This is a genomic window from Pseudonocardia sp. ICBG1142 (assembly GCF_020496255.1).
In the GTDB taxonomy this organism is placed as follows: Bacteria; Actinomycetota; Actinomycetes; order Mycobacteriales; family Pseudonocardiaceae; genus Pseudonocardia.
In genome coordinates, this window is the sequence record NZ_JAHLJC010000030.1 from 872,087 (window position 1) to 895,777 (window position 23,691).

22 protein-coding genes are annotated in these 23,691 nt (G+C 74.0%); 15 read left to right on the top strand and 7 right to left on the bottom strand.

Annotation, left to right across the window (positions count from 1 at the left end; all coding sequences use genetic code 11):
* Positions 1-3 precede the first annotated feature (3 nt).
* Positions 4-342 carry a hypothetical protein gene (locus KPL59_RS18305; protein WP_075309341.1) on the bottom strand — a complete coding sequence of 113 codons (339 nt, stop codon included), beginning with the start codon at positions 340-342 and terminating at the stop codon, positions 4-6.
* 122 nt (positions 343-464) lie between these two features.
* Here KPL59_RS18305 and KPL59_RS18310 point away from each other — a divergent pair, with 122 nt between their 5' ends.
* The 6 genes from KPL59_RS18310 (at position 465) to KPL59_RS18335 (ending at position 7,189) form a co-directional block, all read left to right on the top strand.
* The gene (locus KPL59_RS18310; RefSeq protein ID WP_226359218.1) at positions 465-2,444 is read left to right on the top strand and encodes a serine hydrolase domain-containing protein; all 1,980 of its coding nucleotides are present in this window, start codon (positions 465-467) and stop codon (positions 2,442-2,444) included.
* A 35-nt stretch (positions 2,445-2,479) separates the two neighbouring features.
* Positions 2,480-3,793, top strand: a complete 1,314-nt coding sequence (locus KPL59_RS18315) for a sensor histidine kinase (protein ID WP_226361491.1) — start codon at positions 2,480-2,482, stop codon at positions 3,791-3,793.
* Positions 3,790-4,455 carry a response regulator transcription factor gene (locus KPL59_RS18320; RefSeq protein WP_226361492.1) on the top strand — a complete coding sequence of 222 codons (666 nt, stop codon included), beginning with the start codon at positions 3,790-3,792 and terminating at the stop codon, positions 4,453-4,455. The genes KPL59_RS18315 and KPL59_RS18320 overlap by 4 nt, the downstream gene beginning before the upstream one ends.
* Positions 4,456-4,465: 10 nt before the next feature.
* Positions 4,466-5,047 (top strand): peroxidase-related enzyme, encoded by a 582-nt coding sequence (locus KPL59_RS18325; protein WP_226361493.1) that lies wholly within the window; start codon positions 4,466-4,468, stop codon positions 5,045-5,047.
* A gap of 127 nt (positions 5,048-5,174) precedes the next feature.
* Positions 5,175-6,638, top strand: coding sequence for a hypothetical protein (locus tag KPL59_RS18330; protein WP_226361494.1), 1,464 nt, complete (start codon positions 5,175-5,177; stop codon positions 6,636-6,638).
* Complete coding sequence (locus KPL59_RS18335) at positions 6,635-7,189, top strand: SCO family protein (protein ID WP_226359215.1); 555 nt, start codon at positions 6,635-6,637, stop codon at positions 7,187-7,189. The genes KPL59_RS18330 and KPL59_RS18335 overlap by 4 nt, the downstream gene beginning before the upstream one ends.
* Here the strand turns inward: KPL59_RS18335 and KPL59_RS18340 are convergent.
* From KPL59_RS18340 to KPL59_RS18355, 4 genes are read right to left on the bottom strand one after another with little or no spacing between them, the layout of a single operon-like run.
* Positions 7,113-8,078, bottom strand: a complete 966-nt coding sequence (locus KPL59_RS18340; RefSeq protein WP_226361495.1) for a helix-turn-helix domain-containing protein — start codon at positions 8,076-8,078, stop codon at positions 7,113-7,115. The genes KPL59_RS18335 and KPL59_RS18340 overlap by 77 nt on opposite strands.
* A gap of 39 nt (positions 8,079-8,117) precedes the next feature.
* Positions 8,118-8,870, bottom strand: a complete 753-nt coding sequence (locus KPL59_RS18345) for an amino acid ABC transporter ATP-binding protein (RefSeq protein WP_043282125.1) — start codon at positions 8,868-8,870, stop codon at positions 8,118-8,120.
* 5 nt (positions 8,871-8,875) lie between these two features.
* Complete coding sequence (locus KPL59_RS18350; RefSeq protein ID WP_020627782.1) at positions 8,876-9,796, bottom strand: amino acid ABC transporter permease; 921 nt, start codon at positions 9,794-9,796, stop codon at positions 8,876-8,878.
* Positions 9,789-10,724 carry an ABC transporter substrate-binding protein gene (locus KPL59_RS18355; RefSeq protein ID WP_226361496.1) on the bottom strand — a complete coding sequence of 312 codons (936 nt, stop codon included), beginning with the start codon at positions 10,722-10,724 and terminating at the stop codon, positions 9,789-9,791. Before KPL59_RS18355 ends, KPL59_RS18350 begins: the two co-directional genes overlap by 8 nt.
* Positions 10,725-10,932: 208 nt before the next feature.
* Between KPL59_RS18355 and KPL59_RS37010 the strand changes: the two genes are divergently transcribed.
* The 5 genes from KPL59_RS37010 (at position 10,933) to KPL59_RS18385 (ending at position 16,236) form a co-directional block, all read left to right on the top strand.
* Positions 10,933-11,298 (top strand): antitoxin, encoded by a 366-nt coding sequence (locus KPL59_RS37010; protein ID WP_308187909.1) that lies wholly within the window; start codon positions 10,933-10,935, stop codon positions 11,296-11,298.
* A 226-nt stretch (positions 11,299-11,524) separates the two neighbouring features.
* Positions 11,525-12,766, top strand: coding sequence for a pyruvate dehydrogenase (acetyl-transferring) E1 component subunit alpha (gene pdhA, locus KPL59_RS18365; protein WP_226361497.1), 1,242 nt, complete (start codon positions 11,525-11,527; stop codon positions 12,764-12,766).
* Between the two features lie 15 nt (positions 12,767-12,781).
* On the top strand, positions 12,782-13,750 hold the full coding sequence (locus KPL59_RS18370; protein WP_051050475.1) for an alpha-ketoacid dehydrogenase subunit beta: 969 nt from the start codon (positions 12,782-12,784) through the stop codon (positions 13,748-13,750).
* Between the two features lie 10 nt (positions 13,751-13,760).
* A complete protein-coding gene (locus KPL59_RS37740) occupies positions 13,761-15,635 on the top strand; it encodes a dihydrolipoamide acetyltransferase family protein (RefSeq protein ID WP_374111638.1) in 1,875 nt (624 codons plus the stop codon).
* A 70-nt stretch (positions 15,636-15,705) separates the two neighbouring features.
* Positions 15,706-16,236, top strand: a complete 531-nt coding sequence (locus KPL59_RS18385) for an FxsA family protein (protein WP_226361498.1) — start codon at positions 15,706-15,708, stop codon at positions 16,234-16,236.
* A gap of 164 nt (positions 16,237-16,400) precedes the next feature.
* Here KPL59_RS18385 and KPL59_RS35825 read toward each other — a convergent pair whose 3' ends face one another.
* On the bottom strand, positions 16,401-16,535 hold the full coding sequence (locus KPL59_RS35825) for a hypothetical protein (RefSeq protein ID WP_255677183.1): 135 nt from the start codon (positions 16,533-16,535) through the stop codon (positions 16,401-16,403).
* A gap of 308 nt (positions 16,536-16,843) precedes the next feature.
* On the opposite strand from KPL59_RS35825, the gene KPL59_RS18390 reads away from it, so the two are divergent.
* From KPL59_RS18390 to KPL59_RS18405, 4 genes are all read left to right on the top strand, one after another.
* Positions 16,844-18,034: an ATP-binding protein gene (locus KPL59_RS18390; RefSeq protein WP_226361499.1), complete on the top strand. Its 1,191-nt coding sequence runs from the start codon at positions 16,844-16,846 to the stop codon at positions 18,032-18,034.
* A 196-nt stretch (positions 18,035-18,230) separates the two neighbouring features.
* The gene (locus tag KPL59_RS18395) at positions 18,231-18,551 is read left to right on the top strand and encodes a co-chaperone GroES (RefSeq protein WP_043276256.1); all 321 of its coding nucleotides are present in this window, start codon (positions 18,231-18,233) and stop codon (positions 18,549-18,551) included.
* Positions 18,552-18,677: 126 nt separating this feature from the next.
* Positions 18,678-21,242: a VanW family protein gene (locus KPL59_RS36570; RefSeq protein WP_305080554.1), complete on the top strand. Its 2,565-nt coding sequence runs from the start codon at positions 18,678-18,680 to the stop codon at positions 21,240-21,242.
* A 97-nt stretch (positions 21,243-21,339) separates the two neighbouring features.
* Positions 21,340-21,765, top strand: coding sequence for a CBS domain-containing protein (locus KPL59_RS18405; RefSeq protein ID WP_226351193.1), 426 nt, complete (start codon positions 21,340-21,342; stop codon positions 21,763-21,765).
* Between the two features lie 66 nt (positions 21,766-21,831).
* Here KPL59_RS18405 and KPL59_RS18410 read toward each other — a convergent pair whose 3' ends face one another.
* Complete coding sequence (locus KPL59_RS18410; RefSeq protein WP_226361500.1) at positions 21,832-23,670, bottom strand: acyl-CoA dehydrogenase; 1,839 nt, start codon at positions 23,668-23,670, stop codon at positions 21,832-21,834.
* Positions 23,671-23,691 lie beyond the last annotated feature (21 nt).

Here is a 23,691-nt window from a genome sequence, read left to right on the forward strand (position 1 = left end):
GCGTCAGCTGCTCGCGCGGAGCGTCTCGGCGACCCGCGCGAGCAGCACGAACGGGTCGGTGTCCGGCGGCCCCGCCGGCTGCCAGCGCTGCCCCGAACCGGGGTCGGCGACGCGGTACAGCGTCCAGCTGCCCGGCCCGGGGTCGTCGACCCGCAGCTGCGCCAGTGCCGTCGACGACCACGCCGCACCCAGCTCCGGGAACGCGGGCGGCCGCCGGTCGAGGATCGTGACGGTGTTGCCGGCGGTGGTGTAGGCGATCCGGCGCCGGTCGCTCTCGCCGTCGGGTACCTGCTCGGTGCACCAGGTCGCGAGCTGCGTGCGGACCTGCTCCGGGACTCCCATGGCGCGACATGGTCCCGGATCGGGCCGCGGGTGCGGAAGAGCCGTCTCCGTCGGAGGTCGTAGGCCGCAGTGCCGACCTGCGCCCGATGTTCCGGGGGCCCGTTCCGGCGAGGCTCGACGACATGATCACCGTACGCCGGACCGGCGGCCCGCCCCGCCGCAGCGCCGCCACCGTCGCCCTGCTCGTCCTCCTGGTCGCGGCCCTGGTCGGTGGCTGTGCGGCCCCGGCCGCACCGGCCCCCGACCCGGCTCCGCGGACGGCCGTCCCGACCGCCCCGCTCACCGCCGCCGACGTCGGCGCCTGGCTGGACGGCCTCGTCCCCGCCGCGCTCGACCGGAGCGGGATCGCCGGGGCCGCGGTCACCGTCGTACGCGACGGGCAGGTGCTCGCCGCCCGCGGCTACGGCTCGGCCGGACCGGGCAGGCCGGTCGACCCCGCCCGGACGCTGTTCCGGGTCGGGTCGGTGTCGAAGGTGGCCACCGCGGTCGCCGTGCTGCAGCTCGCCGACCGCGGCCTGGTCGACCTTGACGCCGACGTCCGCCGCCATCTCGACATCGACGTGCCGATGCCCCGCGGCCCGGTGACACTGCGGAACCTGCTGAGCCACACCGCGGGCTTCGAGGAGCAGATCCGCGGGCTCATCCGCACCGGGCCGGGTGGCCCGTCGCTGCGGGAGTTCCTCGCCACCGACCCGCCCGAGCAGGTCAGCACCCCCGGCACCGTGCCGTCGTACTCCAACTACGGCTACGGCCTGGCCGGGCACGTCGTCGAGCGGGTCACCGGCGAGCCCTTCGAGCGGTACGTGCAGCGCGAGGTGCTCGACCGCGCCGGGATGACGACCGCGACCTTCGAGCAGCCGCTGCCCGCGGCCGCCGCCGCGGCGATGTCGGACGGCCACACCAGCGTCGACGCCCCGCCGATGCCGTTCGAGTTCGTCAGCCCGGCCCCGGCGGGGTCGCTCAGTGCGTCGGCCGCCGACATGGGCCGGTTCGCCTCGGCCCTGCTCGGCGCACCCGGTTCGACCCCGCTGCTCTCCCCCGCCGCGTGGGCACTCATGCAGCGCCCGGCGCTGGGCCCGGACACCCTCGGCGCGCTCGCCGACGGCCCGCGGATGGCACTCGGGCTGTTCGACGAGAGCCGCAACGGCCACCTCGTCCTCGGCCACGGCGGCGACACCCAGTGGTTCCACTCGCACCTGCAGCTGTACCCGGCCGAGCGGATCGGGGTGTTCGTCACGACGAACAGCAGCGGTCGCGGCGGTGCGGACACCCTGGATCTGCGGCGCGCGGTGACCGAGGGGTTCACCGACCGCTACCTCCCCGGTCCGGCGGGCCCGGCGCCGGCTCCGGACGCGGGCACCCCGGCCAGGGCCGCGGCGATCGCGGGGACCTACGAGTCGGCCCGGCGGTCGGAGAGCACCTTCATGGGGGCGATGAACCTGCTGGCCCAGATGCGCGTGGTGGCCCGGCCGGACGGCACGCTGCTGGTCTCGCCCGCCCCGAACGACGTCCGCCCTGCCGCCTACGCCGAGGTCCGGCCCGGGCTGTGGCGGGAGGTCGGCGGGCAGCGGCTGCTGGCCGTGCGCACCGACGCCGACGGCCGGGTCACCGCGCTGGGCCACGACGCGGCGTTCACCGAGCTGCCGGTCGGCCCGCTGCGTGACGCGGCGCTGCTCGGCACGGTGCTGGCCGGCTCGGTCGTGGTGCTCCTCGGTGCGCTCGTCGCCCGGCCGGCGGGGGCGCTGTGGCGCCGCCGGTACGGCGTGGTCGTCGCGACCCGGCCGCGGGCCGACCGGGTCGCGCACGGTCTCACCCGGGCTGCGGCGCTCGCGGCGCTCGTCGCGCTCACGGGCTGGGTGGTCTCGGTGCTCACGATTGCGTCGCTGGGCGAGGTGCCGCTCCCGGTGCTGCGCGGGCTCCAGGTGCTCCAGTGGATCGGGGTGGTGGGCGTGCCCGTCGCGGCGGCCGGGGTGGTCACCGCACTGCGCGCCAGGGCCGGTGCGTGGTCGGTGACCGGCCGGGTGATGCTGCTGCTCGCCCTGGCCGGCATCGCGGTGGTGGCGGTCGTGGCGGGCCTGCTGCTGCCGAGCCTCACCTACTGAGCCCTACGATCACCCCACCCGAGGCCGGAGACCCCATGCACCCGCACCCCGAACCGCCACCCCGCACGGTCGCGGAACGGCTCGACGCCCGGCTCACCGCGCTCGGCCTGGCCGGACCGCGACGCCGCGACGCCGCGCTGGCGGTGCTCGTCGCGGCCGGGACGCTCGCGGTGGTCACCCCGGTGGTGCTGGCACCGGGCCCGGCCGCGGAGCTGGGTCTCGCGCCGGGCACGGTGGCGCTGGCACTCGGGGTGGTGACCGTGCAGAACCTGCTGCTGGCGCTGCGCCGCACTGCCCCCGCGGTCTGTCTGGCGCTGACGGTCGGGCTGGGGCTGGTGAACGTCGTCCTGATGCCGGTGGGTGCGGCGCTGCGCGGCCCGGCGACGGCGATCGCGGCCGGCACCTGCGGGTCGCGGCTCCCGGCGCGCCGGGCCGGGGCCCTGGTCGGCGCCGCGGCGGTCGTCGAGACGGCCGTGGTGCTCACCGGGATCGCGGTACGCCCGTCCGGCGACGCGCTGCTCGGCGCGGGCGGACTGGCCGCCTCGCAGGTGCTGTCGGCGCTCCTGGTCTACGGCGGCCCGCTGCTGCTCGGTGTGTACCTCCGGACCCGGCGGCGCTACGCCGAGCTGGACCGGGTGCACACCGCCGGTGTCGTCGCGGCGTACCGGGAACGGGCGGACGCCGCCGTCGCCCGGGAGCGGGCCCGGATGGCCCGCGAGCTGCACGACGTCGCCGCGCACCACCTGTCGGCGATGGTGGTGCAGGCCGCGGTGGTCGAGCGGCTGGTGGACCGGGACCCGGACGAGGCGCGGCGGACGGCGTCCCGGCTGCGGGAGCAGGGTCGCCGCACCCTGCACGACCTGCGTCTGGTCGTCGGGGCGCTGCGGGAGCCGGGGGCGGGCGGTGCCGAGGCCGACACCCCGGTGCCCGGCCTCGCCGAGCTCGACGGGCTCGTGGAGCAGGCCCGGGAGCTGGGCGGTCCGGTGGAGCTGGTCCGGCGCGGGGACCCGGGCGAGCCGTCCCCGGTCGCCGACGTCACCTGCTACCGGGTGGTGCAGGAGGCACTGGCCAACGCCCGTGAGCACGCCCCCGGCGCCCCGGTCCGGGTGACGGTGACCCACGCCGACGACCGCGTCACCGTCGAGGTCGTGAACGGCCCGGCGCGCGGCACCCCGGCACCCTCCGCCGACGCCCCGGGCACCCGCGGGTTCGGGCTGGCCGGGATGCGCGAGCGCGCGCAGCTGGTCGGCGGGACGTTCTCCGCGGTCCGGACCGACGACGGCGGCTGGCAGGTCCGCCTGGTCGTCCCGCACGACCCCGGCCCGGAGACCGGAGGAGGACGCGCGTGATCAGGGTGCTGCTGGCCGACGACCAGGCCGTCGTCCGGGCCGGGTTCCGGATGTTCCTGGAGCTGGCCGGCGACGTCGAGGTCGTCGGCGAGGCGGCGAGCGGGCCGGAGGCGGTCGCGCTGGCGCGCGCGCACCGGCCCGACGTGGTCTGCATGGACGTCCGGATGCCCGGCGGGAACGGGCTCGTCGCGACCCGGGAGATCACCGGCCTCGACGACCCGGTCCCCGCGGTCCTCGTCGTCACCACCTTCGACCTCGACGACTACGTGTTCGGCGCGCTGGAGGCGGGCGCGAGCGGGTTCGTCCTCAAGGACACCCACCCCGACGACCTCGTCGACGCCGTCCGCCGTCTCGCCCGTGGCGACGGGCTGATCGACCGGGCCGTCACCCGCCGGGTGATCGCCGAGTTCGCGCGGCGCCGCCCCGCCCCGGACACCGCGCCCGACGGCGGGGTCGCCCCGCTGAGACCGCGGGAGACCGAGATCGTGCGGATGCTGGCCCGCGGGCTCTCCAACGCCGAGATCGCCGAGGAGCTGGTCGTCGAGACGTCGACGGTCAAGTCGCACCTGGGCCGGGTGATGGCGAAGATCGGCACCCGGGACCGGCTGCAGACCGTCGTGTGGGCCTATCGGACGGGGGTCGCGGCGCCCGATCCCGACTAACGTCCGGGACATGGCACAGCACGAGGTGAGCAGGTTCGGGCACGTCGACCTCGACGGGCTTCCGCCGGACCTGGCGGAGCGGATCGGCGCGATCGCCGAGCGCTCCGGGTTCGTCCCCAACGTGTTCCGGGCCCTGGGCCGGCGCCCGCGGGAGCTGCGGTCGTTCCTGGACTACCACGACGCGTTGATGGACTCCGACGACGGACTGTCCAAGGCCGAACGCGAGCTGGTCGTCGTCGCCACCTCGGGGGCCAACAACTGCACCTACTGCGTCGTCGCGCACGGGGCGATCCTCCGGATCCGGTACAAGGACCCGGAGATCGCCGACCGCGTTGCGACCAACCCCTACGCGGTCGAGCTGTCGGAGCGCGAGCGCGCGATCGTCGACCTGGCCCTGCTGGTCGCCCGGAGCTCGGAGTCGCTGACCGAGGCCGACCTCGACGACGCCCGCGCCGCCGGCCTGACCTCCGACGAGATCTGGGACGTCGGCGCGATCACCGCCCTGTTCGCGATGTCGAACCGGCTCGCGCACCTGACCGCGCTGCGCCCCAACCCGGAGTTCTTCCTGATGGGGCGCATCCCCCGGAGCTGAGCGCCGCGGCCGATGTTCCCGCAACGCCCCCATCGGGTCCGGGAACGACGGCCCGGCTCCCGGGGGGCGGGCCCAGACTGCTCCACGGCGGGCCGCGGTGCGGGCGGTCGCCGGGAGGAGGACGGCGATGTCCCACGGGGTCCTGACCCGCGAGCAGCTCGGCCACCTGCGGCACTGGGACAACCTGTCCCGGCAGCTGCCCAACGACTGGTCGCTGATGCAGGGCAAGGGCGTGAGCCAGGACGACTTCGGCGGCTACCGCTTCCAGCTCGCCTACATGGTCTACGGGCTCGCCCTCACCCACCGGCACCGGTTGCCCGCGGCACCGGGCCTGTTCGGCCCCACGATCCGCAGGCTGGTCGAGAAGCTGCTCCTGCCCGAGGTGTGGCTCTACTGGCGCGACGTCTCCCGCGGCGGCTCGGTCTTCAACGCCCACCTCTCCGACGGTTACACCGAGCAGTGGGACCCGGTCGCCCGGGACAACATCATGTACTCGGCGTACGTGCAGTCCTGCGCCGCGCTGCACGACCAGCTCCTCGGCTCGGACCACTTCGCCGCCCCCGGCTCGCTCACGTTCCGGCACTGGTCGTTCTTCTGGGGCGGGCCGGAGAAGCGGTTCACCTACGACCGGGACTCCCTGACCGAGCACCTGTACTGGCTGATGGTGGACAGCGGCTACCTCGGTGTCGCCTGCGAGCCGAACTGCGTGTTCCAGATCTGCAACCAGCCCGCGATCATCGGGTTCCGGCTGCACGACCAGATCACCGGTGGCACCCGCGCCGATGACGTCGTGGCCGGCTACGAGCGGGCCTGGGCCGACTTCGGCCGGCTGGACGGCTCCGGCCACTACGCCATGATGATCTCCCAGGACACCGGCGAGGTACGCCCCAACGAGCAGCCCTCCCCCTGGGTCGACGCCTGGTGCGGTGCGCTGATGAACACCTGGAACGGCGACTTCGTGCGCCGTCACTACGCGCGCCAGGTCGCCGACTTCCTCACCCCCGGTCCCGACGGGACGCTCTCGGTGCCCTCCGCACCCGCCCGGCAGGTCATGGGCCAGCCGATCGTGTCCGACACCTGTGACTTCGGCTGGGTCGCGGCCTGGGCCTCGGAGATGGGCGACCGGGAGACCCTCGACGGACTGCTCGCCCACGCGGACCGGTTCATGGCCCCGGCCCGGCGCGACGGCGGCCTCTACTACCCGCGCGACGACACCCCCTGCGACGCCGACGGTCGGCGCACCGAGGTGGAGCCGATGACCGGCAACGTCCTGCTCGGCTACGCGCGGCTGAACGTCGAGGACGGCCTGCGCGGCCTCTATCGCGATCCCTGGCCCCCCGGGCACCACGACGCGCCCCGGCTCGCCGTGGTGGACCGCGACGTGGAGGTCAGCCGGGCCGAGGTCGTCGACGGTGTGCTGCACGCCCGTCTGCGCCGCGACCGGACCGTCCCGGGCGGAGACACCGTGACCCTGGCCGGTCTCCCGGCCGGAGCCCGGCTTCGGCTGGGCGGCACCGAGCTCACCCCGCGCGCCCCGTCGGTGCTGGACGTGCCGGACGGCCCCGCGCTCGACCTGGTGGCCGTGCCGTGACCCGGCCGCCGATCCGGGCCACCTACTCGCTGGTGAACCACCACGGCGTCGAGGTCACCGAGGCGAGCTACCGCGGGCGCTGGCAGCTGGTCCGGTTCGGGTTCACCGCGTGCCGGGTGGTCTGCCCCCGCGCACTGGCCCTGCTCGACGACGTGCTCGACCGGCTGGGCGGGGCGGCCGCCGTCGTGGTCCCGCTCTACGTCACGGTCGATCCCGCGCGCGACACCCCGGACCGGCTGCGGAGCCACCTCGGGTCCACCCACCCCCGGTTCACCGGGCTGACCGGGACCGCGGAGCAGACCGCCGACGCGGCCGCGGCGTTCCGGGTCTTCGCCCGCCGCCGAGACACCCCGACGGGCTACGACGTGGCGCACACGGCGATGACCTACCTGCTCGACCCCGCCGCGGTCCCGGTCCTTTTCTGGCCGGACACCCGCGACGCCGCCGGGATCGCCGCCGACCTCGCCACGGTGCTCACCGCCGCGGGGACCCGGGCCCCCGGGCCGGCCCGGTGGGCGGCTCGCCCGGGCGGCCCCACGCTCCCGGGGTGACTCCGTACCGGCGCCGGAACGCCCGGGTGAAGGTGGTCGTGTCGGCGAACCCGCACCGGGCGGCGACGGCGGCGATCGTCGGGCGGTGCTCCCCGTCGAGCCGCCGGGCGGCCCGCCGCAGCCGCTCCTCGCGCAGGAACGTGGCGGGTGGCGGGTGGCCCGCCTCGGCGAACACCCGGGTGACGTAGCGGCCGGAGACCCCGAAGCGCCGGGCGACGGTGTCGACGGAGAGGCCGGGGTCGGTGAGGTGGTCCAGGACGAACCGTTGCATCGTCGCGGCGAGGGCGACCGGGCCGGTCGGGAGCGTCTCGGTGCCCCCGAGCGAGCCGAGCAGGGCGCCGAGCATCTCGAGCACGGCGGACGACATCCGGGCGGCGGGCACCGGGCCCAGGTCGCCGGCGGCCCGCCCGAGCGGGCCGAGCGTCGCGGCCAGCACGCGCAGCGCCGGCGTCGGGGCCGGGATCGTCCGCGCGAGCCCCGCGGCGACGGCCGTCCCGCCGAGCTCCGCGCACTCCCCGGTCACCTGCACCGTCACACAGGACGTGGACTCCTCGCAGACCAGGGACAGCCGGTCCCGGCTGCGGTACAGCACGGCCTCCCCGGCGACGGCCCGGGCGACCCGCCCCGCCTGGGCCACCCGCAGCGCGCCGCTGTGCTGGATCGACAGGAAGAGCGTGTCCGGTGCGTCGTCCACCGACCCGGACCGGGTCATCCGGCACGGGTCGGCGGCGATCCGGGAGACGCCCACCCGGCCGTCGACGGCGCACCCGGCGATCTCGCCGTGGAACCCCGACGGACCCGTGGCCGGGGGCCGGACCCGGAGCGGGACGAAACCGGTGTCCGCGATCGCGCTCCACTCGTCGAACGAGGAGGCCACCGCGGTGAACATCCCCGGATGCTAACCCGGCCGCGGCCTGCGCCCGACCGTTCAGAGCACCTTCGACAGGAACGCGCGGGTGCGCTCCTCCTTCGGGTCCGACAGCACCGCGCGCGGGTCACCGGACTCGACGATCCGGCCGTCGTCCATGAAGACCAGCGCATCGCCGACCTCGCGGGCGAAACCCATCTCGTGAGTTACGACGACCATCGTCATGCCCTCGCGGGCCAGCTCGCGCATCACGTCGAGCACCTCGCCGACCAGCTCCGGGTCCAGCGCCGAGGTCGGCTCGTCGAACAGCATCAGCTTCGGCCGCATCGCCAGCGCCCTGGCGATCGCCACCCGCTGCTGCTGCCCGCCGGACAGCTGCGCGGGGTAGGCGTCGGCGCGGTCGCCGAGCCCGACCCGGGTGAGCAGCTCGACCGCCCGCTCGCGCGCGGCCGCCCGGGACTCGCGGCGCACGACGACCGGCGCCTCCATCACGTTCTCCGCCGCGGTGCGGTGCGGGAACAGGTTGAACCGCTGGAACACCATGCCGACCTCGCGGCGCTGGCGGCCGAGCGCGGAGTCGCGGAGCCGGTAGAGCTTCCCGTTCTCCTCGCGCAGCCCCATCAGCTCGCCGTCGACCCACAGCCGTCCGGTGTCGATGGTCTCCAGGTGGTTGATGCACCGCAGCAGGGTCGACTTGCCCGAGCCGGACGGCCCGATCACGCAGCACACCTGCCCCGGCTCGACGACGAGGTCGACCCCGCGCAGCACCTCCACGTCGCCGAAGCTCTTGCCGACCGACTCGGCTCGCACCATCGGGGTCACGAGGTCTTCCCTCCGGTCCGGAACGAGAACAGCCGCACCAGCGGGGTCGCCTCGGTGACCGCACCGGCCACGCCGCGGCCGTAGCGACGTTCGACGACGCGCTGCCCCGCGGTGAGCAGCGAGGTCAGCAGCAGGTACCAGGCCGCGGCCACGATGAGCAGCGGGATGGTCTGGAAGTTCGTCGAGTAGATCCGCTGCACCGAGGTGAGCAGGTCGGTGTAGCCGATGACGACGACCAGCGACGTCGTCTTCAGCATGCCGATCGTCTCGTTGCCGGTCGGCGGGATGATCACCCGCATCGCCTGCGGGAGGACGACCCGGCGCAGGGTCTGCGCGCGGGTCATGCCGAGTGCTCCGGCGGCCTCGCTCTGACCCTGGTCGACCGACTGGATGCCACCGCGCACGATCTCGGCCATGTACGCGGCCTCGTTCAGGCCGAGGCCCAGCAGACACGCCAGGAACGGCGTGATCAGCGAGTTCGTGTCGAACACGACGAACTCCGGGCCGAACGGGATGCCGAGCGACAGGTTCGGGTAGAGCGAGGACAGGAAGCTCCAGAACAGCAGCTGGGCGATCAGCGGGGTGCCGCGGAACAGCCACAGGTAGACCCCGGACACCCCGGACAGCACCGGGTTCGGCGACAGCCGCATGACCGCCAGCCCGATCCCGCCGATGATGCCGATCAGCATCGACAGGACGGTCAGGACCAGGGTGTTCGCGAGCCCGTTCAGCACCGGGCCGGCGAACAGGTACTGCGCGACCACCGGCCAGCCGAAGTTCTCGTTGGTCAGCAGCGAGTTGACCAGCATCGCGCCCAGGACCGCGAGCACCGCGATCGCGATCCACCGTCCGGGGTGCCGGACCCCGATCGCGTCGCGGGGTTCGGGTCGGGCGCCGGTGGTCGCCGGCTCAGCCACCGTTCACCGAGGACGTGGGGATCGCGCCGTTGCCGACGTTCCACTTGTCGAGGATCCGCTTGTAGGTGCCGTCGTCGATCAGCGACTGGACCGCGCCCTGCACGGCCTGGGCGTACTGGCCGTCGTTCTTCTTCAGCGCGATGCCGTACGGCGCGGTGTCGTAGGGCTGCCCGACGACCTCGACCGCACCGTTGGTGGTGGTCTGCGCGTAGGCGGCGACCGGGGAGTCGGCGAGCATCGCGACGATCCGGTTCGAGTTCAGCGCGAGCGTCACGTCGGTCTGTGCCTGCAGCTCGGTGATCTGGATGGCCGGCTTGCCCTCGTCGGTGCACTTCTTGGTGCGGGCCTGCACGTCCTCGACCTGCACGGTGCCCTGCTGGACGCCGATCGCCTTGCCGCAGAGGTCGTTCGGGTCGATCCCGTCCGGGTTGCCCTTGCGGGTCGCCAGGCTGGTGCCCGCGGAGAAGTAGCTGACCATGTCCAGGACCTGGGTGCGCTCGGGGTTGACGGTGAACGAGGAGATGCCCGCCTCGTAGCGGCCGCCGGTGATGCCCGGGATGATCCCGGAGAACTGGCTCTGCTCGAACCGCGCGGTCAGGCCGAGCTTCTGGGCGACCGCGGTGCCCAGGTCGACGTCCATGCCGATGATCGTCGTGCCGTCGGGGGCGGTGAACTCGTTCGGCGGGTAGGTCGGGTCGGTGCCGACGACCCACGTGCCGTCCCGCTTGACCTCGTCGGGGACGAGGGCGGCGAGCCGGTCGTCCTTGGCGACGGCCGGGATCGGGGCGTCGGTACCGGTTGCTCCGGCGGAGCCGCCTCCCCCGCTGCCGTCGCCGCCGGCACCACAGCCGGCCAGGACCAGTGCGGTCAGTGCGGTCAGTGCGATCCCGGTCAGGGAGCGGACACTGCGGGTCCTCGCGGTCGTCATGCGGTTGCCTTCCAGATGATGCCGGGTCGAACGGCGGGGATCCTGCCACTTGGGGAGTGGTTCCCGCCGCCTGGCGGCCGATCCGTTACGTGCTCGTCCCATGACGCCGCGAGCCCGCGCCGGTCCGCGCACGTTCGCCTACTGTTGGTGCGACGACCGGGCGTCGCGGCACCGACGCGGCGCCCCACCGTCACGGAGGTCCTCGACGATGTCGTTGTTCCGCAGGCTCACCGTCCTGGCCGGCGCGGTGGAGGCCGCCCGCCGCTACGCCCGGTCCCACCCGGACCAGGCGGGCAAGGCCCTCGACTCCGCCGCCCAGTTCGTCGACAAGCAGACCAAGGGCAAGTACACGAACCAGATCGCCGGCGCCGCCCGCAAGGCGAAGGACGCCGCGGGCATCCCGCAGCCCGGCTACGGCTTCGGCTCGCCGGGCACCACCCCGCCCGCCCCGCCCCGCGCGGTCGCCGGGAACCCGCCGTACCCGGCGGGCGGTGCCGACGCGCCGACGCAGCGCACCCCGCAGCAGCCCCCGGCGTTCCCGCCGCCGAACCCGGAGCGTCCGCACGGCGCCTGACCTCCCTCCACGACGGTCCCGGCCGGGCGCCGGGACCGTCGTATGTGGACGTCCGATGGTCCGTCGTCCAGGCGTCGACCTGCGGGGCACCGGTTCTCCTCGGGGCCGGTGACGTGCCAGGATCGGCGGTGACGCGCCTGCGCGTCCCGGGGCCGCACCACCCGCACGGGCCCGGAGCCGACGCTCCCGGGCGCGACCCCGCCCGGTGCGACCGAGGAGGTCTGCCGTGGACGAACCCCAGGCGTGGATACCGACCGATCCGCGGTCGCGGCCCAGCCACGACCAGGTCGTCGCGGGGCTGAAGGGCGTCGACGAGGGCGGGCCCGAGCTCGTCCAGCTGCTCACCCCCGAGGGCGAGCGGGTGCCGGACGAGCGGTTCGACCGCTACGCCGCCGACATCACCGCCGAGGACCTGCGGTCGCTCTACCGCGACCTCGTCCTGGTCCGGCGCGCCGACCGCGAGGGCAACTCCCTGCAGCGGCAGGGCGAGCTCGGCCTCTGGGTGCCGCTGCTCGGCCAGGAGGCCGCGCAGGTCGGGTCCGGCCGCGCGCTCGCGCCCGAGGACATGTGCTTCCCCAGCTACCGCGAGCACGGCGTCGCCTGGTGCCGCGGGGTCGACCCGACCGAGCTGCTCGGCATCTTCCGGGGGACCGACCACGGCACCTGGGACCCGGTCGCGACCCGGTTCCACCCGTACACGATCGTCATCGGCAACCAGTGCCTCAACGCCGCCGGCTACGCGATGGGCCAGCGCTTCGAGTCCAAGGTGGGCGGCAGTGTCGCTGGTGTCGGCACCGCCGACGGTGTCGCTGGTGTCGGCACCGCCGACGGTGATACGGGTGAGGCCACCATCTGCTACTTCGGCGACGGCGCCACCAGCCAGGGCGACGTGCACGAGGGCTTCGTCTGGGCCGCCGCCTACGACGCGCCGCTGGTCTTCTTCTGCCAGAACAACCAGTGGGCGATCTCGGTGCCCGCGGAGCGCCAGACCCGGGTGCCGCTCTACCAGCGCGCCCGCGGCTACGGCTTCCCCGGCGTCCGGGTGGACGGCAACGACGTGCTGGCCTGCCTCGCCGTCACCCGCTGGGCGCTCGACGAGTGCCGCACCGGCAACGGCCCGGTGCTGATCGAGGCGTTCACCTACCGGATGGACTCCCACACCACCTCCGACGACGCGACCCGCTACCGGCTCGCCGACGAGGTCGAGCTGTGGAAGCTCAAGGACCCGATCGAGCGGGTGCGGGTGCACCTGGCCCGGCGGCACGGCGTCGGCGCCGACTTCTTCGACGCCGTCGATGCCGAGGCCGACGCGCTGGGCGAGCGGATGCGGGCCTTCTGCCGGGCGATGCCCCAGCCCGGCCCGGAGCGGATGTTCTCCCAGGTCTACGCCGAGCCGTCGCCGACGGTGGAGCGCCAGCGCGAGGAGTTCCTGGCCTACCACGCGTCGTTCGCCGACCAGGAGGACTGATCCGTGCCGACCACGATGGCCAAGGCACTGAACGACGGGCTGCGTGCCGCGATGGAGCGCGACCCCAAGGTGCTCGTCATGGGCGAGGACGTCGGCCGGCTCGGCGGCGTCTTCCGCATCACCGACGGGCTGCAGAAGGACTTCGGCGAGCAGCGCGTGCTCGACACCCCGCTGTCGGAGTCCGGGATCATCGGCGCCGCGATCGGACTCGCGGTGCGCGGGTTCCGCCCGGTCTGCGAGATCCAGTTCGACGGGTTCGTCTTCCCCGGCTACGACCAGATCGTGTCCCAGCTGGCGAAGCTGCGGTACCGGACGCAGGGCCGGGTGCCGGTGCCGGTCGTCGTCCGGATCCCCTACGGCGGCGGGATCGGTGCCGTCGAGCACCACTCCGAGTCGCCCGAGTCGCTGTTCGCGCACGTCGCGGGCCTCAAGGTGGTCACCTGCTCGAACCCGGCCGACGCGCACTGGATGATCCAGCAGGCGATCGTCTCCGACGACCCGGTGATCTTCTTCGAGCCGAAGCGCCGGTACTGGGAGAAGGGCGAGCTCGACGCCGCCACCGACCTGGGCTCGGCCTTCCCGCTGCACGCCTCGCGCGTGGTGCGGCCGGGCTCGACGCTGACCGTGGCCACCTACGGGCCGATGGTGCGGACCTGCCTCGACGCCGCCGGGGCGGCCGCCGAGGAGGGCCGCGACCTCGAGGTGATCGACCTGCGGTCGCTGTCCCCGCTCGACCTCGGCCCGGTCGCGGAGTCGGTGCGGCGCACCGGACGGCTGGTCGTGGTGTCCGAGGCGCCCCCGGAGGCGTCGGTGACCTCGGAGGTCGCCGCCCGGATCCAGCAGGAGTGCTTCTTCTCCTTGGAGGCGCCGGTGCTGCGCGTGACCGGCTTCGACACGCCCTACCCGCCGTCGCGGCTGGAGGAGGAGTACCTGCCGGACCTGGACCGGGTGCTCGACGCCGTCGACCGTTCCCTGGCCTGGTGAGGACGAGCACATGCGTGAGCACTTCAAGCTGCCCGACGTCGGCGAGGGGCTGACCGAGGCCGAGATCGTCACCTGGCGGGTGGCGCCCGGGGACACGGTCGCGGTCAACGACGTCATCGTGGAGATCGAGACGGCGAAGGCGGCCGTGGAGCTGCCCTCGCCGTGGGCCGGGACGGTCGGTGAGCTGCTGGTCGAGCCTGGCGCGACCGTCGCGGTGGGGACGCCGATCATCGCGATCGACACCGCTGGGTCCGCGCCCGAATCCGACGCCGATGCCGGCGCCAAGATCGGTGAGGCGGGCAAGGACGGGCGGATCGCGACGCTCGTCGGGTACGGGCCGCGGCAGGGCTCCGCGCGGCGACGGCCCCGGCGCGATCCCGCGGCCTCGGCCGCGTCCACCGATTCCGCTGCGCCCGCTGCACCCGTCGCGCCCACAGCCTCCGCCGAGCCGTCCGCCGGGTTCGTCGCGGTGAACGGCGCCGTCGAGGCAGACGCCGGTGGCTCCGGGCGCCCGGGTGGATCGGGGTCGGGCGCGGCCCCGGTCCCGTCGCCCCAGCAGTCGCTCGGGTCGCCCGAGCAGGCCGCTCCCGTGACGTCCACCGGTCTGCCGGAGGGCAGCGACACGGGGGCCGGGGGTGACGTCGTCGGGCCGCTGGCCGCGCAGGTCCCCCTCGCCCCACCGCCGGTCCGCCTGCTCGCGCGAGAGCTGGGCGTCGACCTGCGGACCGTGACGGGGACCGGGCGCGACGACCGGATCACCCGTGAGGACGTGCACGCCGCCGCGGCGGGTGCCGGGCTCACGGACGCCGGGGACGACGCTGCGGTCGACGGCCGCGCCGCCGGGACATCCGCCGCCGGGACATCCGATGTTGGGGCATCCGAGGACGGGGCATTCGCTGCCGGGACGTCCGCTGCCGGGGCGTCGGTCGCCGGGGGCCCCGTCGCGGCGGGGGCCGCCGGAGGTGTCACCGGAGCCGCTGTCGCGGGCGCCGCTGCCCCGAGTGCCGCCGGCCGGACTGCTGCCGGCCGGACTGCTGCCGGCCGGACTGCTGCCGGCCAGACTGCCGCCGGCCAGACTGCTGCCGGTCAGGGTGCAGCCGCACAGGGTGGTGTCGCCGGCCAGGGCGCCGGGGAGTCGGCGGGGGCTCCGGCCGGGCCGGGCGCGATCGCCACCACCACCCGACCCACCGAGGACCGCCGCGAGCCCATCCGCGGCGTCCGCAAGGCCACCGCCGCGGCGATGGTCGCGAGCGCGTTCACGGCGCCGCACGTCACCGAGTTCCTCGACGTCGACGTCACCGAGACGATGGCCCTGCGCGCCCGGCTGCGGGCCTCGCGCGAGTTCGCCGGGGTCAAGCTGACCCCGCTGGCGTTCGTCGCGAAGGCCGCCTGCCTGGCCGCCGCGCGGACCCCGGCGATCAACGCCAGCTGGGACGAGCGCGCCGGCGAGATCGTCTACTACGCCCGCGTCCAGCTCGGCATCGCCGCCGCGACGCCGCGCGGGCTCGTCGTCCCCAAGATCCGCGACGCGGACACCCTCACCCTGCGCGGCATGGCCGACGCGCTCACGACGCTCACCGACACCGCACGGGCGGGCCGGACCGCCCCGGCCGACCTGGTCGGAGGCACGTTCACCATCACCAACGTCGGCGTGCTCGGCGTCGACATCGGGACGCCGATCATCAACCCCGGCGAGGCCGCGATCCTCGCCGTCGGGTCGATCAAGCCCGCCCCGTGGGTCGTCGACGGCGAGCTGGTCGTGCGGACCGTGTGCCGGCTGGCGTTGTCGTTCGACCACCGCCTCGTCGACGGGGCCGAGGGCTCGCGGTTCCTCGCCGACGTCGGCGCGCTGCTGCACGACCCCGGGGTCGCCCTCACCTGGTGACCTGGGGAGATCATCCGAGTGCCCCCGGAGATCGATCCGGGGAATTCGGGCGATCCGGGAGCAGAACGGCGTGCCCGTGCGTTGTACGGGCATGCCGTTCGTGCTGCTCTACGTCGTGCTCGAGATCGTCGCGCTCGCCGGGCTGATCGCGTGGATCGGGCTGGGCTGGACCCTGCTGGTCCTGCTCGCCGGGTCCGTGCTCGGGCTCCTGCTCGCCCGTCGGGAGGGCGTCCGCGCCGCCCGCGCGCTCGCCACCGCGGTGCAGCGCGGGAAGCTGGCGCACGAGGAGGCGACCGACGGGCTGCTCGTCGCCGTCGGCGGCATCCTCGTCTTCCTGCCGGGCCTGATCACCGACGTGCTCGGCTTCGCCCTGGTGTTCCCCCCGACCCGGGCCCTGGTCCGGCGTCGCATGGTGAGCGCCGCCGAGCGGGCCGCACCGGGTCTGCGCACCGCGCGGATCCGCTACGGCGCCACCGTGGTGGAGGGGGAGACCGTCACCGAGCCGCGCACGGCGACCGTGTACCCGCGCATCGCCGGTCCCGCCGCGGGCACCGGCCCGGTCGTCGAGGGCGAGGTCGTGGACGGTCCCGACCGCGCCTGACCCGTCACCGGGCCCGTGGTCGTCCGGCGCACCCCGCACGTGGTCTCCGCACCCCGTGCGGCGGGTGCGACGGCGGCACCAGGGGGTGCGACGGCCGGGCGCAGCACGCCTCGGGCCGGGGTGGTGGACGGCGGGGACGTTCGGGGGCGTCCCCGCCGTCCCTCTCACCAGCCGGGGCGCGCTCCTGCGAGCAGAGTGCGCAGGCTCTCCAGCCTCCGGCGACGCAGCGTGATCGGCTTCATCCGCAGCGTGGAGTGATGCATCCGGTCGGCGCGGTGCCGTCCTCGGCGTCGACCCACGGCGCTCTCCTCCCGGGCGTAGTCACGTGCGACAGGGTGGTGCACACAGCAGAGTGTTGCTGGTCAGCAGCGGTCGCGGAAGGTCGCGGGGTATGGGCCACCGGATCGTGACGACGACGCGGGCATTCACCGGCCGCACTCGCACGGTGCGTTCGCGTCGGACCCCACGGGCGATGCCGGAACCGGCCCGGACGGGCAGTGTGACCACGCTGAGTGATTATCGGCGTCGCTGGGCCGCCCGGGTGGCGGGGAGGCGACACGCCGCCGTCGTCTACGGAATTCCGAAGATCGGCGGATACCGTCGTCGCATGGATCCGGTGCGCAACCCGTTCGCCCCCGGCGCGGGTCAGCGCCCGCCCGAGCTGGCCGGCCGGGACCGCGAGGTGGACGCCTTCGAGATCGTCCTGGAGCGGGTCGCCCGCGGCCGCCCGGAGCGGAGCCTGGTGCTCACCGGGCTGCGCGGCGTCGGCAAGACGGTCCTGCTCGGCGAGCTGCGCTCGATGGCGATGCACGCCGGCTGGGGCGCCGGGAAGATCGAGGCCCGGCCCGACGCCGACCTGCGCCGTCCGCTGTCCGCGGCGCTGCACCGCGCGATCCGCGACCTCGCCGTCCGGCACCGTGCCCCCGAGCGCATCGACGAGGTGCTGGGGGTGCTCAAGGCGTTCGCGCTCCGGTCGTCGCCGGAGGGTACGAAGCTGCGGGAGCGCTGGCAGCCCGGCATCGACGTCCCGGTGAAGAACGGGCGCGCGGACTCGGGCGACATCGAGATCGACCTGGTCGAGCTGTTCACCGAGGTCGCCGAGCTCGCCCAGGACGTCGGCTCCGGCATCGCCCTGCTGATCGACGAGATGCAGGACCTGCGGCCCGAGGACGTCTCCGCGCTCTGCGCCGCCTGCCACGAGCTGTCCCAGGCCCGGGTGCCCCTCGTCGTCGTCGGGGCGGGGCTGCCGCACCTGCCCGCGGTGCTGTCGGCGTCGAAGTCCTACTCGGAACGGCTGTTCAAGTACTCGCGGATCGAGCGGCTGGACCGTAAGGACGCCGACTTCGCGCTGATCGCCCCCGCCGAGCGGGAGGACGCGACCTTCGACCAGGAGGCCCTCGACGACCTCTACGTCCGCTCGGGCGGCTACCCGTACTTCGTGCAGGCCTACGGCAAGGCCGCCTGGGACGCCGCGCCGACCAGCCCGATCGGTGCGAAGGACGTCGAGATGGCCGCCCCCGAGGCCGATGCCGAGCTCGCGGTCGGCTTCTTCGGCTCCCGCTTCGAGCGGGCGACGCCCGCCGAGCGGGAGTACCTACGGGCGATGGCCGAGCTGACCGACGGGGAGGACCACCCCGTCGAGACGTCGCTGGTCGCCAAGCACCTGGACCGGCGGGCGTCGTCGCTGTCCCCCGCGCGCGACAGCCTGCTCAAGAAGGGCCTCGTGTTCTCGGCCCAGCGCGGGCAGATCGCCTTCACCGTGCCGCACTTCGGGCGGTACCTGCTCGCCAACACCTGAGCCCCGCTGCTCCGGACGAGTGAAAACTGTTTGCGGTGTAACGGGTCGTCGTGGCAGTGCGAAACCCCTGCTGAGCCCCGCGGCGCCACCCGACCCCCGACTCGGTAGCGCCGCGGGGCGTTCCACGTTCGGGGCAGGCTGTCGCCCGCCCCGGGCGCTGCCGGGGGCGTCAGGGGTCACCCGTAGCATCGGCCCGGTGGCCGAGCCCAAACTCGAGATCCAGATGCTCCATGACCGAGTCATGATCAAGAGGGTCGAGGGTTCCGGCGAGCGACGGAGCTCGGCCGGAATCGTGATCCCGGCAACCGCACAGGTCGCCAAGCGTCTGGTCTGGGGAGAGGTGGTCGGGGTGGGACAGCACGTGCGCACGGTGAAGGCCGGCGACCGCGTCCTGCTCGCCCCGGAGGACCAGTACGAGGTCGAGATCGCCGGCGTCGGGCACCTGGTCATGCGCGAGCGGGATCTGCACGCGGTGGCCTCCGAGGCCACCCAGCACGGGACCGGTCTCTACCTCTGATCCCCCCGGGTCGCGCCGGTCCGCACGGACCCGCGGCCCACCCGGTTCGACGGCGGTGTCGACGCAGGCGGCGACGTCGGCCTCGATGACAGAGTCGATGGCAGTGCGGAAAGGAAGTCCCACGTCATGCCCGAGCGCCCTCCCTCGTCCGACGACGCGGACGAGCAGCCGGTGACGGCCGCGCCGGAGCCGGGAGACCAGCCGAACGGCGACGCCGCCGGTGCCGGTCGCCCCGTGATGCCCGCCCGCCGTCCCTCGCCCGGTCCCGCGGCAGCCGCTCCCACCACAGCCGCCCCCGCCGCCGCGCAGGGGACCAACGCGCCGCAGGGCGCGGCAGAGGCCCCGGCCGCCGACACCCGGGCCACCGAGACCCGGAGCGCCGAGACCCGGGCCGCCGAGACTCCGGCCGCCGACGCGTCCGGGCCCGCCGATCCGGCCGAGGCCGCCGCGCAGGCGCCGCCGGAGTCCCCCGCGGCCCGCACCGTCGTCGGACAGGCCACCACCGCGGACGACCCGGCCGCGCCGTCGCCCGCCGGGCACCAACCGCCCCCGCAGCGCCCGGGCACCGGTGCCCCGCAGCCCGGCCCGGCGCCGCGGCAGGATCCCGGCACGACCGCACCGCAGGCCGGTGGTGCCCCGGCGCCCGCCGCGTCGGAGCCCGGCCCCCGGACCTCCGGCGGACAGGACCCGACCCGCCCGGTCCCCGCCGCCCCCGAGGGCCGGGACCAGGACACCGTCCGTGTCCCCCCGCTCAGCGAGCAGCGCACTCAGGTCCTGCCCCGGGTCACCCCCGCCGCGTCCGCGACGCCGCCCACGGGCGGCGCTGGCGAGCAGACCGCCCGCATCCACACCGGCGGCCCTGGCGCGGGCACCGCGGTCCTCGGCGCCGGCGCGTTCGGTGCCGCGGGCCCCGCGGCCGCGACCGGTCCGGGTGGGCCGGGCGGCCCCGGTGGTCCCGGCGGCGGCGACGGGGGTGGCGGCGACGAGGGTGGCGACGGCGAGAGCGGTGACGGCCCGCAGCGCAAGCGCCCGGTCGGCCTGATCGTCGCGGCCGCCGCGCTCGGTGTGCTCGCTCTCGGTTACGTCGGCGACCTCGTGCTCAGCTCCGGCAGCGTGCCGCGCGGCGTCGTCGTCGCCGGTCAGCACATCGGTGGCATGTCGCGGGCCCAGGCCACCGAGACGCTGCAGGCGGCGATCGAGCCGCGCGCCGGCGCGCCGGTGCCGGTCCAGGCCGGTGAGGTCCGCTCCGAGATCGACCCGAAGGCCGCGGGCCTGCAGGTCGACTACGCGCGCACCCTCGACGAGGCGGGCGAGCAGCCGCTGAACCCGATCACCCGGATCTCCTCGTTCTTCACCACCCGCGAGGTCGGGGTGGTCAACTCCGCCGACGACCGCGCCGTGCGCACCGCGCTCGAACAGATGGCCCCGCTGGTCATGAAGGAGCCCAAGGAGGGCTCGGTCCAGTGGCAGGGCGTCACCCCGATGCCGGTCGCGCCGGAGCCGGGCCAGCAGCTCGACGTCGACGCGGCCGTCGGCGTCGTCGAGGAGCAGTGGGCCTCCGGCGAGCCGGTGCAGCTGCCGCTGATCGTCGAGCAGGCGGTCACCACCCCGGCCGACGTGCAGAAGGCCATCGACGAGGTCGCCAAGCCCGCCGTCGCCGGTCCACTGACGATCACCGGCGAGGGCGCGAACGCGACCATCACCCCCGAGGACATCACCACCGCGCTCAGCTTCACCGCGGACCCGCAGGGCCCGGTGAAGCTGAAGCCGGTGATCGCGAACAAGACCCTCGAGGACATCGCGGCGCCGCAGCTGGCGAGCGCCGAGAAGCCCGGCGTCGACGCCCAGCTCGACTTCGCCGCGACCCCGCCGCGGGTCGTCCCGTCGCAGGACGGGCGCGGCATCGACTACGACGCGACCTTCGCGAACGTGCTGCCGATCCTCACCGGCCAGGGCGAGCGCACCGTCGCCGCGGTCTACGCGAACAAGCCGGCCGAGATCACCACGGCCGACCTGCAGTCGCTGGGCAACGCGACCGAGATCTCGACGTTCACCACCGGCGGGTTCGCCGCCGACTCGGGGCAGAACATCAAGCGCGCCGCCGAGGCCATCAACGGCCAGATCGTGCAGCCCGGCGAGACGTTCAGTCTCAACGCCGTCAGCGACCCCCGCAACGCCGCCAACGGCTACGTCGAGGCCGGCATCATCGAGGACGGCCACCCGGCGCGCGGCGTCGGCGGCGGTGTCTCCCAGCTCGCGACGACGCTGTACAACGCCTCGTACTTCGCCGGCATGACCGACATCGAGCACAAGGAACACAGCTACTACATCAGCCGCTACCCGGTGGCCCGTGAGGCGACGGTCTTCGACGACCTCATCGACGTCAAGTTCCGCAACGACGGCCCCACTCCGGTGCTGATCCGCACGGCGTGGACGCCCAGCAACGTCACCGTCTCGTTCGTCGGCCAGAAGATGTACGACGTCACCTCGACGACCGGACCGCGGACCAACCCGACCCAGCCGCAGGTCGTCAACATCCCGGCCGGTCAGCCGTGCAGCCCCAGCAAGGGCTCGCCCGGCTTCACCGCGACCGACACCCGGACCATGCGCAACGTCCAGACCGGGGAGACGACGAGCAAGACCCGCACGGTCAAGTACAACCCGCAGCCGATCGTGCAGTGCGGCGGCTGATCCGGTGATCGTCGCGTCCAGGGGGTGACGTAACCCACGTCACATTCGTACCCTGATCCCTCCAGCCGTCGGACAGCGAGGGATCGGGGTACCCCCAATGCGCATCGCGGACGTTCTGAGGAGCAAGGGCAGCGCGGTGAGCACCGTGGCGCCGGACGACCCGGTGGTCGAGGTGCTCCGGGCGATCGCCGAGCGGAACCTCGGCGCACTGCCGGTCGTCGACGGCGACCGGCTGGTCGGCATCGTCTCGGAGCGGGACGTGGTGCGCCGGTTGCACAGCCACGGCGCCGCGCTGCTCGACGCGCGGGTGGCCGAGGTGATGACCACCGAGGTGGTCACCTGCTCGCCCGGCGACGGCGTCGGTGACCTCGCCCGGGTCATGACCGACCGCCGGGTGCGGCACCTGCCGGTCGTCGTCGACGGGGCGCTGGCCGGGATCGTGTCCATCGGCGACCTGGTCAAGGCCCGGATGGACATGCTCGAGCAGGAGCGTGAGCAGCTGGAGAGCTACATCGCGCAGTAGCGGCGCGACGAGGAAGGGCCCCGGGCGGGGAGTCCGCACCCGGGGCCCTTCGTCATGGGAACCAGATCAGAACGAGGCCTCGTCGAGCTCCATGAGCGCGTTGTCGGCGTTCGCGATGATCGCCTTCTCCGAGGTCAGACGGGGCAGCACGGACTTCGCGAAGAACGTCGCGACGCCGACCTTGCCCTCGTAGAAGGCCCGGTCCTTCGCCGGGACGCCGTCGGTGCCCAGTGCGGCGAGCGCGACGGTCGCCTGACGCAGCAGCAGCCAGCCGACGAGCAGGTCGCCGACCGCCATGAGCAGCCGCACGGTGTGCTGGCCGACCTTGTACAGCTCGGTGGCGTCCTTGGTGGAGGCGTAGAGGTAGCCGGTCAGCGTGCCGAGCATCCCCTGCACGTCGGTGAGCGCGGTGCGCAGGAGCTCACGCTCCTCCTTGAGCCGGCCGTTGCCCGCCTCGGAGTCGATGAACGCCTGGATCTCGCCCGCGACGTGCGCGAGCGCCTGACCGTTGTCCCGGACGATCTTGCGGAACAGGAAGTCCTGGGACTGGATCGCGGTGGTGCCCTCGTAGAGGGAGTCGATCTTGGCGTCCCGGATGTACTGCTCGATCGGGTAGTCCTGGAGGAAGCCGGACCCGCCGAGGGCCTGCAGCGACTGCACGAGCTGCTCGGTGGCGCGCTCGGAGCCGACACCCTTGACGATCGGCAGCAGCAGGTCGTTGACCTTCTCCGCCAGCTCGGTGCTGATCCCGCTGCCCTCGTCGCCGAGGCGCACCCTGTCCTGGAAGGTCGAGGTGTAGATGTACACCGCGCGTAGGCCCTCGGCGTACGCCTTCTGCAGCATCAGGCTGCGGCGGACGTCCGGGTGGTGGGTGATCGTGACGCGCGGCGCCGTCTTGTCCGTCATCTTCGTCAGGTCGGCGCCCTGCACGCGCTCCTTGGCGAACTCGAGCGCGTTGAGGTAGCCGGTCGACAGGGTGCCGATGGCCTTGGTGCCGACCATCATCCGGGCGTACTCGATGACCTGGAACATCTGGGCGATGCCGTCGTGCACGTCACCGAGCAGCCAGCCGACGGCCGGGGTGCCGTGCGCCCCGAAGGTCAGCTCACAGGTCGTGGAGGCCTTGAGGCCCATCTTGTGCTCGACGTTGGTCACGAAGGCGCCGTTGCGCTCGCCCGGCTCACCGGTCTCGGTGTCGAAGTGGAACTTCGGCACGAGGAACAGCGACAGGCCCTTGGTGCCCGGCCTCGCGCCCTCGGGGCGGGCCAGCACCAGGTGCATGATGTTCTCGGTGAAGTCCTGCTCGGCCGAGGTGATGAAGCGCTTCACACCCTCGATGTGCCAGGCGCCGTCGTCCTGCTGGATCGCCTTGGTCCGGCCGGCCCCGACGTCCGAGCCCGCGTCCGGCTCGGTCAGCACCATCGTGGCGCCCCAGCCCCGGTCGATCATCAGCTGGGCCCAGCGCTTCTGCTCCTCGTTCCCGTTCTTGTGGAGGATCGAGGCGAAGTTCGGGCCGGCCATGTACATGAAGATGGCCGGGTTGGAGCCGCACATCAGCTCGGCGGCGGCCCACTGCACCGACGGCGGGATGCCCATGCCACCCAGCTCGTTCGGCAGGCCGAGGCGCCACCACTCGCCGTCCCAGAGGACCTTGTAGGCGTCCTTGAGCTCCTGCGGGGTGGTGACCGTGTGGTCCTCGGGGTGGAAGACCGGCGGGTTGCGGTCGATCGTGGCGTAGTGCTCCGCGAGCGGTCCGGTGCAGACGGTCGACAGCTCCGACAGCACGCCCTTGGCGGTGTCGACGTCGACGTCGGCGAACGGCCCCGTCCCGAGGTGGTTCTGTACCTCGAACACCTCGAAGAGGTTGAACTCGAGGTCGCGCACGTTGCTCTTGTAGTGGCCCATCCGTCCTTCAGCGCCGTTCGT